10 protein-coding genes are annotated in these 12,175 nt (G+C 49.8%); 7 read left to right on the top strand and 3 right to left on the bottom strand.

All coding sequences use genetic code 11. From position 1 onward, the window contains the following. Window positions 1-21 precede the first annotated feature (21 nt). The 7 genes from BM403_RS26400 (at window position 22) to BM403_RS26370 (ending at window position 8,646) form a co-directional block, all read left to right on the top strand. Window positions 22-252 carry a LapA family protein gene (locus BM403_RS26400; RefSeq protein ID WP_093545919.1) on the top strand — a complete coding sequence of 77 codons (231 nt, stop codon included), beginning with the start codon at window positions 22-24 and terminating at the stop codon, window positions 250-252. A 385-nt stretch (window positions 253-637) separates the two neighbouring features. After that, window positions 638-1,672 (top strand): polysaccharide biosynthesis protein, encoded by a 1,035-nt coding sequence (locus BM403_RS26395; RefSeq protein ID WP_093545916.1) that lies wholly within the window; start codon window positions 638-640, stop codon window positions 1,670-1,672. A 3-nt stretch (window positions 1,673-1,675) separates the two neighbouring features. After that, the gene (locus BM403_RS26390; protein ID WP_093545913.1) at window positions 1,676-2,794 is read left to right on the top strand and encodes a UDP-2-acetamido-2,6-beta-L-arabino-hexul-4-ose reductase; all 1,119 of its coding nucleotides are present in this window, start codon (window positions 1,676-1,678) and stop codon (window positions 2,792-2,794) included. A gap of 71 nt (window positions 2,795-2,865) precedes the next feature. Further along, complete coding sequence (wecB, locus tag BM403_RS26385; RefSeq protein WP_093545910.1) at window positions 2,866-3,996, top strand: non-hydrolyzing UDP-N-acetylglucosamine 2-epimerase; 1,131 nt, start codon at window positions 2,866-2,868, stop codon at window positions 3,994-3,996. A 69-nt stretch (window positions 3,997-4,065) separates the two neighbouring features. Further along, a complete protein-coding gene (locus BM403_RS26380; protein ID WP_093546033.1) occupies window positions 4,066-5,265 on the top strand; it encodes a glycosyltransferase family 4 protein in 1,200 nt (399 codons plus the stop codon). A gap of 248 nt (window positions 5,266-5,513) precedes the next feature. Beyond that, window positions 5,514-6,530 (top strand): MraY family glycosyltransferase, encoded by a 1,017-nt coding sequence (locus tag BM403_RS26375; protein WP_093545907.1) that lies wholly within the window; start codon window positions 5,514-5,516, stop codon window positions 6,528-6,530. Between the two features lie 94 nt (window positions 6,531-6,624). Continuing rightward, complete coding sequence (locus BM403_RS26370) at window positions 6,625-8,646, top strand: polysaccharide biosynthesis protein (protein ID WP_093545904.1); 2,022 nt, start codon at window positions 6,625-6,627, stop codon at window positions 8,644-8,646. A gap of 151 nt (window positions 8,647-8,797) precedes the next feature. On the opposite strand, the gene BM403_RS26365 is transcribed toward BM403_RS26370, so the two are convergent. The 3 genes from BM403_RS26365 to BM403_RS26355 form a co-directional block, all read right to left on the bottom strand. After that, window positions 8,798-10,168 carry a hypothetical protein gene (locus BM403_RS26365; RefSeq protein WP_093545901.1) on the bottom strand — a complete coding sequence of 457 codons (1,371 nt, stop codon included), beginning with the start codon at window positions 10,166-10,168 and terminating at the stop codon, window positions 8,798-8,800. An 83-nt stretch (window positions 10,169-10,251) separates the two neighbouring features. Further along, the gene (locus BM403_RS26360; protein WP_093545898.1) at window positions 10,252-11,268 is read right to left on the bottom strand and encodes a glycosyltransferase family A protein; all 1,017 of its coding nucleotides are present in this window, start codon (window positions 11,266-11,268) and stop codon (window positions 10,252-10,254) included. Further along, window positions 11,265-12,149 carry a hypothetical protein gene (locus BM403_RS26355; protein WP_139238005.1) on the bottom strand — a complete coding sequence of 295 codons (885 nt, stop codon included), beginning with the start codon at window positions 12,147-12,149 and terminating at the stop codon, window positions 11,265-11,267. Before BM403_RS26355 ends, BM403_RS26360 begins: the two co-directional genes overlap by 4 nt. Window positions 12,150-12,175: the final 26 nt, after the last annotated feature.

Below are 12,175 nucleotides of genomic sequence, written 5' to 3'. Positions count from 1 at the left end.
TATTTTGATCGGGAGAAAGTTATGCGTAGGGCCAAACGCGTTTTTGTAGTAATGGCTGCTTTGCTCGTCGCTCTTTTTGTGTTGGCCTTTGTGCTGGAAAACCAGCAGGGCACCTCATTGGCATTTTTTGGCTGGTCTACAGTCGAGCTTCCGATTTCGGTTTTTGTGACGCTTGCATTGATTCTCGGGATGCTTGTTAGCCCTGTGCTCGCGTTGTTAGTGGGTCGCAGGAATTCTCAGCAAGTGCGTTAGCCTGATCGTCACGCCTTAGCTTATCTGGAAAGGTTGGCTGAGCCGCCCAAACATCGGAATCCCGTCAGTCCTTTGTTCATCCAGCCAGGGCCGGTTCCGTCCTGATGTGACAGTTAGGGCAAGCGCCAGCACGTCATTTATCTGCGTTCGCTTTTGACATTGAGAATGCAGCGCTTAAAATGGACTCCATTTTAAAATCCCTCATCTTTAACTGCACCACGCAAAGCTGATTTTCAGGCTGTAGGCGAGCAAACCCCGACGTTTTCCTTGGATATCTTCACCGCTGGGCATTCCAGTGGGTCAGTAGATTAATTGGATGGCAGATTCTGAGGTGATTCGCCAGCTAGAAGCTTGTTGTGCAGTGCGCGTTGCATTAGGACTCATTATGTTTAGCGGAAAAACACTTCTTATCACTGGTGGCACTGGTTCATTCGGCAACGCAGTACTCAAACGTTTTCTCGACAGCGACATCGATGAAATCCGCATCTTCAGTCGAGACGAGAAGAAGCAGGACGATATGCGTAAGCGTTACGCTAACGCCAAACTGAAATTTTATATCGGCGATGTGCGTGATTATCAGAGCGTACTCAACGCCACCCGCGGAGTGGATTACATTTTTCATGCGGCAGCGCTCAAGCAGGTTCCTTCCTGTGAGTTTCACCCGATGGAAGCGGTTAAAACGAACGTTATCGGTACCGAAAACGTTCTTGAGGCTGCGATCCAGAACGCAGTCAAGCGCGTGGTGTGCTTGAGCACCGACAAAGCGGTCTACCCTATCAATGCCATGGGTATCTCCAAGGCAATGATGGAAAAAGTAATGGTGGCCAAGTCTCGCAATGTGGATGACAAGAAAACCGTTATTTGTGGCACTCGCTACGGCAATGTCATGGCTTCGCGGGGCTCCGTGATCCCACTCTTCATCGAGCAGATTCGTGCAGGGCAAGCGTTGACGCTGACTGATCCAAACATGAGTCGGTTCATGATGACCCTCGCGGATGCCGTCGATCTGGTTTTGTATGCATTCGAGCACGGTCGCAACGGTGACTTGTTTGTGCAGAAGGCGCCAGCGGCGACGGTCGAGACCCTGGCCAAAGCGTTGACCTCCATGGTTGGCAAGCCTGAACACCCTATTCAAGTGATCGGTACGCGGCATGGCGAGAAGCTCTTCGAGGCGCTGTTGAGCCGTGAGGAGATGGCTTGTGCCGAAGATCGGGGTGACTACTACCGAGTGCCACCCGATCTGCGCGATCTGAACTACTCCAAGTTCGTGGAGCAAGGTGAAGAGAAAATTTCTCGCACAGAAGATTACAACTCCCACAATACCGAACGATTGGATCTGGCTGGCATGCAACGACTCTTGCTTAAGCTTGAGTTCATGCAGGCGATTCAGCGTGGCGAACACGCTACGCCCGAGGAGTGAGTGATGAAGGTATTGATCACCGGCGCCAATGGCTTTGTCGGTAAGAACCTGATTGCGCACCTGAATGAGCGCAAGGATGTAGAGGTCGTCTCCTTCACTCGGGAAAACAGCATTGCCGAGTTGGCCGCGCGAGTGGCCGATTGTGATTTTGTGTTTCACTTGGCCGGGGTTAATCGACCGCAATCACCGGAAGAATTCAAAGTCGGCAACACCGATCTGACCCTTGCACTTTGCCATGCGATCAAGGCAAGTGGTAGGCCCATACCAGTGCTTTATACCTCGTCCACCCAGGCCGATCGTGACAACCCATATGGTGTCAGCAAGTTGGCGGCCGAGCAGGCGTTGCATGACCTGCGGTCAAGCCATGGTTCCAGGGTGGAGGTTTTGCGCCTACCCAATGTGTTTGGTAAGTGGGCACGTCCTGATTACAACTCCGCCGTCGCCACCTTTTGCCACAATATCACCCGAGGCTTGCCTATCCAGGTCAATGATCGGGAGGCTGTAATCAGCCTGGTCTACATCGACGACGTCGTCGATTGTTTCATCAGGGCCATGGATGCCGGTGTGTCCACTGACCGCGTTGCGCAGGTGCAACCGGTATACAGCATTACTGTGGGTGATCTGGCTGACCAGCTGCATGCGTTCCGCGAGAGTCGTAATTCGTTGATCAGTGAAGCTGTTGGCTCAGGGCTGGTGCGTGCGCTCTATTCGACCTATGTCAGCTACTTGCCTGTCGAACAGTTCACTTATGAAGTGCAAAAGCACGGCGATCCACGTGGTGTTTTTGTCGAAATGCTGAAGACCAAGGACAGTGGCCAGTTTTCTTATTTCACCGCCCACCCTGGTATTACCCGTGGCGGACATTACCACCACAGCAAAACCGAAAAATTCCTGGTGATCAAAGGCAAGGCTTGCTTCCGCTTTCGCCATATTGTTTCTGGCGAGTTTTACGAGTTGCACACCGACGGTGAGCGTCCTCAGATCGTGGAGACGGTGCCTGGTTGGACGCACGATATTACCAATGTCGGTGATGACGAGATGGTCGTCATGTTGTGGGCTAATGAGATTTTTGATCGCGAACGGCCGGATACTTTTGCAATGTCGGTTGGAACTCGAGCCTGATCTGTCAGGCGCGTGAGGCCGTGATCTCGGTCGATAATTCCGACATCAATGACTCAGGAAAGAATATTTAGATGAAAAAGCTGAAAGTTGTCACGGTTGTGGGCACTCGTCCGGAAATCATCCGTTTGTCGCGGGTGATGGCCAAGCTGGATGAGCATTGTGAACACATCCTGGTGCATACCGGACAGAACTATGATTACGAATTGAACGAGATATTCTTCCAGGATCTTGGTATTCGCAAGCCGGACCACTTTCTCAACGCAGCGGGTTGCAGCGGCGCGCAGACCATCGGCAACGTGATCATTGCTGTGGACCGTGTGCTGGAGGAAACGAAACCAGAGGCCTTGTTGGTGCTCGGTGACACCAATAGTTGCATGGCTGTCATTCCCGCGAAGCGTCGCAAGATTCCTACTTTTCATATGGAGGCCGGCAATCGCTGTTTCGATATGCGCGTCCCAGAAGAGATCAATCGACGCATCGTTGACCACACAGCAGATATTAATCTGACCTATAGCAGTATCGCTCGAGATTACTTACTACGCGAAGGCCTGTCGCCGGACATGGTGATTAAGACTGGTAGCCCGATGTATGAGGTGCTCAATTACTACCGTGAAGGTATTGAGGCTTCGGATGTCTTGGAGCGACTGGGACTTGAGACCGGCAAATTTTTTGTCGTGAGTGCCCACCGTGAGGAAAATATCGATTCCGATAAGAACTTCCTCAAATTGGTAGACGTGCTTAATACCGTTGCTGCCCATTATGACTTTCCAGTCATCGTGAGTACGCATCCGCGCACCCAAAAGCGTGTAGATGCGATGGGTGTGATTTTTCACAAAAATGTGCAACTGCTCAAGCCGCTCGGGTTCAAGGATTACAACAAGCTACAACTGACGTCCAAAGCTGCACTCTCGGACAGCGGTACTATCAATGAAGAATCTTCAATCCTCAACTTCCCAGCACTGAACATGCGGGAAGCACACGAGCGTCCAGAGGGGATGGAAGAAGCTGCAGTGATGATGGTCGGCCTGGAAACTGAGCGTGTAATGCAGGGTTTGCAATTGCTGGAAAGCCAAGCCAGTGGCCAGGAGCGTACGCTGCGCCTGGTCGCAGACTACAGCATGCCGAATGTCTCCGAGAAGGTCGCGAGGATCATCCACAGCTATCGCGACTACGTCATGCGTACTGTATGGAAGCAATACTGATTGGATAGGCTCACCGAGGAACGCCCGCTCAAGGTTTTGGTGGTCACCCAGTATTTTTGGCCTGAAAACATGCGCATCAACAACATGGTCGAGGGGTTTGTCGCCAAAGGTCATGAAGTAACAGTGCTCACAGGGCAGCCCAACTATCCGGAAGGGCTGGTCTATGCCGATTATCTGCGTGACCCCGCACAGTTCTCTCACTATCAGGGCGCGAGCATTGTTCGAGTTCCGATGTTGGCGCGAGGCAAGCGTAGTATTACGCTTGCCTTGAATTACCTGTCGTTTTTTACCAGCGCTTCAATCTTCGGGTGCTACAAGTTGCGGGGACAGTCATTCGACGCCATTTTCGTGTATGGCGTCTCGCCGATTATGGGCGCTATTCCAGCACTGGTACTTGGGCGTCTGAAAAACGCACCGGTATTTGTCTGGGTCTTGGATTTGTGGCCTGAAACCCTGAATGCGGTAGGGGTAATCAAGAACCCGAGGTTGCTTGGTCTCGTCGGGAAAATGGTGTCCTGGATCTACAACCGTTCCGATTATCTGTTGTTACAGTCGCGTTCCTTTGACGAGGATGTGCGGAAGTACTGCACTCGCTCGATTTCAGCCGATCGTCTGGTGTACTTCCCAAGCTGGGCCGAAGACGACTTTTCTGGCGATGTGCAGACGGCTTCTGACTTGCTGACCCGCGATGAGTCAGTCTTCACGATCCTTTTCGCTGGGAATATCGGTGAAGCCCAGGATTTTCCAGCCATTATGGAGGCAGCCAAAGCGATCAAGGCTGAATTGCCTGTGCGTTGGGTGATCGTCGGAAATGGTCGGGCCAGTGAGTGGTTGGCCAAACATGTAGCGGAGCACCAACTGGATAACGTTCTATTGTTGGGGCGGCATCCGTTGGAAAAAATGCCTGCACTTTTCGCGACCGCAGACGCGCTGTTGGTGTCATTGAAGACAAATGAAGTCTTCGAGAAAACCATTCCGGGTAAGGTGCAGGCATATCTTGCGTCAGGGAAGCCCGTTATCGCCATGATCGATGGCGAGGCTGCCCGCGTGGTTGTAGAGTCGACTGCAGGTATGGCGTGTGGCTCTGGCGATGCCACGGGGCTCGCCGAGATCGTACGTGCCATGAGCTCATTGCCTGCGTCCGAGCTGGAGAGAATGGGGGTGGCTGGCAGACGTTACTACCGTGAGCACTTTTCAAAGGCAACGTTGTTTGACCGTCTCGAGGTACTTTTCAGGAAAGGTACCTTGAGGCGAAATCATAAACGATGAATAAGTGTTGTCGCGCTGTGTGGTTGGGGTGCCAGGCTCAGCAGTTTTGTCCGCGGTTTGCTAGTTAGGTGCCCGCGTGCGGATGACCTCCACAGTACGGAGTTCCAGCATTTTCTACTCGTCATAAATTGACACGGTGTTGTAATAAACCGCTAGACAGTCTTCGAAAAATCTTACCGGCTTGATGGGCGCTGCGAAAAATGCGGAGCCTTTCTTGCCCGCATTTTGTTCCAGGAACCTAATCTTACATGACCCTCCGGTTCGTATTCGCAGCGGTACTAATAACGTCACTTCTGTTGACTTGGGTGTTACGTCGCTACGCCTTGTCTCGCAGCCTGATGGACATACCCAACGGCCGCAGCTCCCACACCGTACCGACGCCGCGAGGTGGTGGCGTCGCTATCGTTCTGACGTATTTGACAGCAATAGGCTTGATGGCCGGCACTGGATCGATCAGTTGGGAGGCTACTTGGCCAATACTGGGGAGCGGTGCACTGATTGCTGTGGTTGGGTTCCTTGATGATCACGGCCATATTGCCGCGCGTTGGCGACTACTGGCACATTTTGTTGCAGCCGGGTGGGCGCTTTTCTGGATGGGGGGGCTGCCCGTTATCGAATTGCTGGGGTTTGACGTGGACCTCGGCTGGATTGGGTATTTGCTGGCTGCGATGTACCTGGTTTGGATGCTCAATCTGTATAACTTCATGGACGGGATCGATGGAATTGCGAGCGTCGAGGCTGTCTGCGCCTGTCTGGGGGCATGCCTTGTGTACTGGCTGACCGGTCATGAGGCGATCATGCTGGGACCCTTGCTATTAGCGTTTTGTGTGCTTGGTTTCCTCTATTGGAATTTCCCGCCCGCGCGCATTTTCATGGGGGACGCAGGCAGCGGATTCCTTGGCATTGTGATTGGCGTGCTCTCATTGCAGGCCGCTTGGTCGGCGAGTGAGTTGCTATGGGTCTGGCTCATTTTGCTGGGCGTATTTATTGTTGATGCTACCTTTACCTTGGGCCGACGCTTACTGCGTGGGGATAAGGTATACGAGGCGCACCGCAGTCATGCCTATCAGTATGCATCGCGCCAAGCGGGGCGGCACTTGCCCGTCACGCTGGCGGTCACAGCCATCAACGTGCTCTGGCTGCTACCCATTGGTCTCTGCGTCGGGTTAGGCTTTGATGGTGTCTTGGGGTTGGTGCTGGCTTATGTTCCGCTGGTACTGCTGGCTATCAAGTTTCATGCTGGTGAGCTGGAAAAAACCGGATAATTTGTTGGCAGCATCGTTTGAACATCACACGAAGCACAACATGGAACCGCCGTTTTTTCTGGCGGTACTAAGGACTGAGGTATAAAAAGGGTTTATGGATAATCTACGCACCCGCCTGGTGGGCTTGCCACGTAGGCAAAAACGCATTCTGCAAGTTGCCACCGATATCGTGCTTGTGTGGGTAGCGCTTTGGCTTGCGTTTGTCGTTCGTTTGGGATTTGACGAACTGAACAACCCATTTGTCGTCCATTTATGGCTATTTCTCAGTGCGCCGGTTATCGCTATTCCGCTTTTTATCAACTTCGGCATGTACCGCGCCGTCATGCGCTATTTTGGAAATGATGCGTTAATTGCCATCATCAAGGCGGTCAGTTTGTCAGCTCTATTGCTGGCGCTCGTCGTATACCTTTATAGCAATCACCAGACAGTTGTACCTCGTTCAATCGTATTCAACTATTGGTGGCTGAGCATGGTTATCATTGGCGGCTTGCGCCTTGGTATGCGTCAGTATTTCCTTGGCGACTGGTTTGCCGCGGCTCAGCACGTTCCTTTCACAAATCGCGATGATGGTCTGCCCAAGGTGGCTATTTATGGCGCTGGGGCGGCGGGCAACCAACTGGTGGCCGCATTGCGCATGGGAAAACTGATGCGTCCGGTTGCCTTCATTGACGACGACAATAGTATTGCCGATCGCGTGATTTCCGGGCTGCAGGTGTATAAACCGAAGCATATTCAACGAATGATCGACGATACCGGTGCCGAGGAGCTGCTGCTGGCGATCCCTTCATCTACAAGGGCGCGACGTCGGGAAATACTCGGATACCTTGAAGGCTACCCGTTGCACGTGCGTAGCGTCCCTGGGTTCATGGACTTAGCGAGTGGTCGGGTCAAGGTCGATGACATTCAGGAAGTGGATATTGCCGACCTGCTGGGTCGGGATCCTGTACCGGCTCAGGATGAGCTGTTGGAAAGATGCATCAAGCAACGCGTGGTGATGGTGACGGGGGCGGGCGGCTCTATCGGCTCGGAGCTCTGCCGCCAGATACTGACGCTCGGGCCCACGACTTTGCTGTTGTTTGATCATGGCGAATACAACTTGTACTGCATTTTGTCCGAGCTTGAGCAGCGCGTACAGTCGGAGTCCCTGAGCGTAAAACTGTTACCTATACTTGGCTCAGTGCGGCATCAGGATAGGCTACTTGAAGTCATGAAGGTCTGGTCCGTCGATACGGTCTACCACGCAGCGGCCTATAAACATGTGCCCATGGTGGAGCACAATATTGCCGAGGGCATTCTCAATAATGTGATTGGCACACTTAATACTGCTCAAGCTGCCTTGCAGGCGGGGGTCGAAAATTTCGTTCTTATCTCAACCGACAAAGCTGTACGGCCGACTAATGTCATGGGCAGTACCAAGCGTCTTGCTGAGTTAGTGTTGCAAGCATTGAGCAAGGAGCTGGCCCCGGTTCTGTTTGGCGATACATCGAAAGTTTCTCGCGTCAACAAAACACGTTTCACCATGGTTCGCTTTGGTAATGTGCTGGGCTCTTCGGGCTCGGTTATACCGTTGTTCCACAAGCAGATCCAGGCGGGGGGACCTTTGACCGTCACCCACCCGAAGATCACGCGTTACTTCATGACCATACCCGAGGCTGCACAGTTGGTGATTCAGGCGGGTTCTCTTGGGTTGGGGGGCGATGTGTTCGTGCTCGACATGGGCGAGCCCGTGAAGATCGTGGAGCTTGCTGAGAAGATGGTCCATCTGTCGGGGTTGAGTATTCGTTCAGATAGGAACCCACACGGGGATATCCTGATCAATTTTAGTGGGCTACGTCCAGGTGAAAAACTTTATGAGGAATTGTTGATAGGTGACAACGTTGCAGCCACGAGCCACCCGATGATTATGCGGGCAAGTGAGGAGTTTCTAACATGGGATGTCCTCAAACTGAAGTTGCAAGCTTTGTTGGCGGGCGTTGAAGAGAATGATTACGTGCTCGTCAGGCAGATTTTGAAAAGCGTTGTAAGCGGCTACAACCCGGAGGGGGAGATTGTTGACTGGATGCATACTCAGCGGCACTGTGATGGCGAGTTGTCTGCCCGCTCTCCGTCCGGTTGACTGCTGAGCGAGCTTAAGCCGAGTTGCCGGCGAACACCCCGGCTCCCCAGTCATTGTGTCAACGACTGAGTAAGGCCTCCCCTCGGAGCCCACAGCTCACTCCAGCCGTAACGCGTGGTATTAAGCACGCGTTGACGGCCATTCATAGTGTTTAAGTATTTTTAACTTTTGCATAGCCATTGACGCGAGCATTTTTGGATAGGACAAACAGCACCGTCAGTATCCAAAAAGAAGTCATCGATTCGAGAAAGCCGAAGATCTGGTTGTTTGCCGGGATATACAAAAAGAGGATTCCGAACAGAGGGAGCAGCATTTTTGCATAAAAATTATCATGCAGCGTCGCGGAAAGGTAAACATAAGAGAAGTAAGCGCCCAGTATCAGCATGACGATGGCCACGCCCCAAAAGCCCACGTCATTGGCTATATAGGTATAAAAAGAATGCCAGTAAACAAACTCATCCCATTTTTCAGTAACTTTATGTGGGAATGTTCTCTCCCTGACGTCAATGCCTAAGTATTGGGCAAAGGATTTTTGCAAGAATACTGAGTGCCCAATGCCATATGAAGATTGGAAATCTTCGTCAAGCGAAACCGACATTCCGTAATAGCCCTGAACCATATAACTGGTCAGCTTTTCATAAAAGTCCACAATGTTAGATCTCTCGGCGCCTGGATCCTCACTTCTAAATGCTATTCCTTTTTGTTTTAAGTAATCAAAGGATTGGGGTTTACTATTCTCGACGACAACTTGATATGGCGAATGCGCAGATTTTACACTGTAAAACTGCCAGAAAGAAAAAAGGAACATAAACGCTAGGAATGCTAGAAAGAACTTTCTTTGTTTGAGTGTGGAAACAATGCCGCTGGATTTGCTTGAGATAAGCAGCACGCTTAGACACGTCGAGATAATAAACACATAAGAAAAATTGATCACGCTTAAGCTGGCAATGATACCTGTCAGCAACGGTATAGTAAGGACAAGCATTCCTGCAATTCTGCGAACGTTGCTTAATGCATGCCAGTAGAATACAAGTCCCGGTAACAGTATGTATTTGAATGGCCCTGCAAATAGCGTTATCGCTGTTATGTACGGATTTTTTACAAAACCAATCGAGGAGGCCTCTGAGGCGTAGAAAGCCCTAGCCTCCCAAGGTGTTACCAGACCTCGATAAAGACCGGCGAAGAAGTCATCTGGGATATATGAGTTCGAAAGCGTGGTGTTCCTGTGTACCACCACATTCGCCGCGAATGCCATGAGCAGAATGAACCAGAAGTACCTAATGAATATGTTGTCGTCGGGGGCTCGTTTTAAGGTTGACTCGACGCTTGAATGCTTAACAAAGAATTTAGTTTGCAGAATGTAACCGACTATGAAGAATACATGGTATAAAAAAATGAAGCCGAGGAATTCACCCTGGTTCTTCAATGGCCAATAGATAGGTCCAAAAAAGAAGAGCCACAACCCAAATAATAAATAGGCTTCGACTAGCAGTAACGGCGCATAGACCTTTGCGGTACTCATTCTTCAACTCCTTAAAGATAGTGTTGCTCTGCCTTGCAGAATAATAACGATATGTATTCTATGTTTTTATAGTGGCAATGGTTTTATTTGATATGTGGTTGATTTTTTTGAATGCTGTCTAAGAAATTATTTGCATTTTTTGCAATTAGATCGTAGTGCGTTTGATGTACCTGCGTAGCCGAAGGGGATTCCGAGCACGCCTTGGCGATTGGCAATGCATTTGCCATTAACTTGAATAGGTACGAGTAATACCCTAGGTTCAGTAGTTTTTTAAAAAGACTATTGTCAAGTTTGTAGCAATAGATTCTATTTCTCAAGACGAACCTGTCCAGCCAATTTTTTTCGTTCGACAACATGTAGTCGAATGCTTTTAGTTTGTCTTTGTCGAAGTCAGATCCGCGAATGAGGTAGGTCGAGCCTGAGGTGCGTCTGTAATAAACGTATACTTCCCTCGTCTGTACAAAAGTAATGTTTTCATAGGAGTTTGCGATTTTCACCATCATTGGAAAATCTTCAGTCACACTATAGCTGTTTATAAAGTCGAACAGATTTTTGTCTTGCAGAAATTTTTTATTGCAGAACAAATTTGGCGTATTAATACTGCTGATTCCTTTCAGGCGCTCTATAAGTTTTTTTCCTTTATAGATAACGTCCGTCGCCAAGATATGGAAGATAGTAGGGCGTGACTCGCCGAGCTTTCCATCAATTAATAGCAATGGCAAACCTGAGAAAAAGTCGTTGTGCTTTAAACGTTCCACCTCTTTAAATATGTTTACGCAAGAGTAAACGTCATCGCCAGCGGTTATTTTGAATAGATCGCCGTCAATCAGCGGCCAGATACGGGTGTAGTTAAAGCAGGTACCATGATTCGAGCCATCGGCCAAGACCGTGATATTGGAAAATAGGGCGTTGTGTGCTGATAGCCACTGATTTGCCAGTTCGACGGTTCGATCTCGTGAGCCATCGTCAGCGATGATCAGGTTGAAGTTGTACGTGGATCCGAAGTTCTCAATCAAAAACCTTATGCTTTCAAGGTGTTCAATGATGTATGATTCGTGATTGAAAGTGATCACCGCAAAAGTGAAGTTAGCCTTGCTCATGCAATGTACCTTTGAAAGCGCTTAGACAGTTTTTTGAGTAAAACTCTATAGAGAAAAATGAAGGCGCTGAATCCAATCATTTTGAAACCTAGTAAGAAAAAATCTACTTTCCACTTCAAGCTATATTTGCCATCTGATAGTGATTCACTAGCAATCCCTCTGTGTTTAAGGTCCAAGGGGAGATTATATTTTTTCAACGCCGGTGTAATGACGCTTGCAACCCACTTGCCTCTGCGTATTGCGCCACCCAGCTTGTAGTTATAAATAAACGTATCTTCCTTGTCTGGCTGAGCGCAATAGAATTGGTCATCACTACTGTAGGTTCGCGCACTGCCAAAAAACTCCCAAGCCCATGGTGAGTCCAACTCTCCTGTGAACTTTAAGAGTTGTTGGGTTCTCCATACAGCTGGCACTGAATTCAATCGATAGTCGTTCCTTTGACCAATGAGTTCGAATCCTTCGTGTTTAGGGGTGGGGGTGTTCATGCCCGGAATATTATTGAAGTAAAATACGCTAATTTCTGTGTCATTCTTCATTTCCTGAATGCACCGGGTCAATTTTTCCTTGTTGACTGGCGCTTCCAGGATGAAGTCGTCAAACAACGCAACGACGAATGGGGTATCCACTAAGGACAACGCTTTGCGCAGCCGCCATCCCCATGGTTTTTTACCTTCTGACGGGGTCAGGTTTAAGGTGACTATTTGCAGCCCTTCAACGCATAAACTCTTATGTTCTGTATTGAGGATGATCTTGCAGTTGCAATCTGGCCACATCTCCTTGAAAGCACTAAAAAAAGGCAGCCACACATCCTCATAGTTGTCGCATGAGTTTACAAGAATGGTGCAATCGTTTTCGATTGTGGGATCAGCATTGTGAGTCATAAAATCCAAAGCCTATTATCAAGGAG

The organism is Pseudomonas sp. OV546, from assembly GCF_900116845.1.
Lineage (GTDB): Bacteria > Pseudomonadota > Gammaproteobacteria > Pseudomonadales > Pseudomonadaceae > Aquipseudomonas > Aquipseudomonas petroselini.
This window is presented reverse-complemented; position numbering and strand designations above follow the sequence as displayed.

Coding starts and splice junctions, on each gene's coding strand:
- BM403_RS26400 (WP_093545919.1), top strand. CDS start 22: ATGCGTAGGGCCAAACGCGTTTTTGTAGTAATGGCTGCTTTGCTCGTC.
- BM403_RS26395 (WP_093545916.1), top strand. CDS start 638: ATGTTTAGCGGAAAAACACTTCTTATCACTGGTGGCACTGGTTCATTC.
- BM403_RS26390 (WP_093545913.1), top strand. CDS start 1,676: ATGAAGGTATTGATCACCGGCGCCAATGGCTTTGTCGGTAAGAACCTG.
- wecB (WP_093545910.1), top strand. CDS start 2,866: ATGAAAAAGCTGAAAGTTGTCACGGTTGTGGGCACTCGTCCGGAAATC.
- BM403_RS26380 (WP_093546033.1), top strand. CDS start 4,066: ATGCGCATCAACAACATGGTCGAGGGGTTTGTCGCCAAAGGTCATGAA.
- BM403_RS26375 (WP_093545907.1), top strand. CDS start 5,514: ATGACCCTCCGGTTCGTATTCGCAGCGGTACTAATAACGTCACTTCTG.
- BM403_RS26370 (WP_093545904.1), top strand. CDS start 6,625: ATGGATAATCTACGCACCCGCCTGGTGGGCTTGCCACGTAGGCAAAAA.
- BM403_RS26365 (WP_093545901.1), bottom strand. CDS start 10,168: ATGAGTACCGCAAAGGTCTATGCGCCGTTACTGCTAGTCGAAGCCTAT.
- BM403_RS26360 (WP_093545898.1), bottom strand. CDS start 11,268: ATGAGCAAGGCTAACTTCACTTTTGCGGTGATCACTTTCAATCACGAA.
- BM403_RS26355 (WP_139238005.1), bottom strand. CDS start 12,149: ATGACTCACAATGCTGATCCCACAATCGAAAACGATTGCACCATTCTT.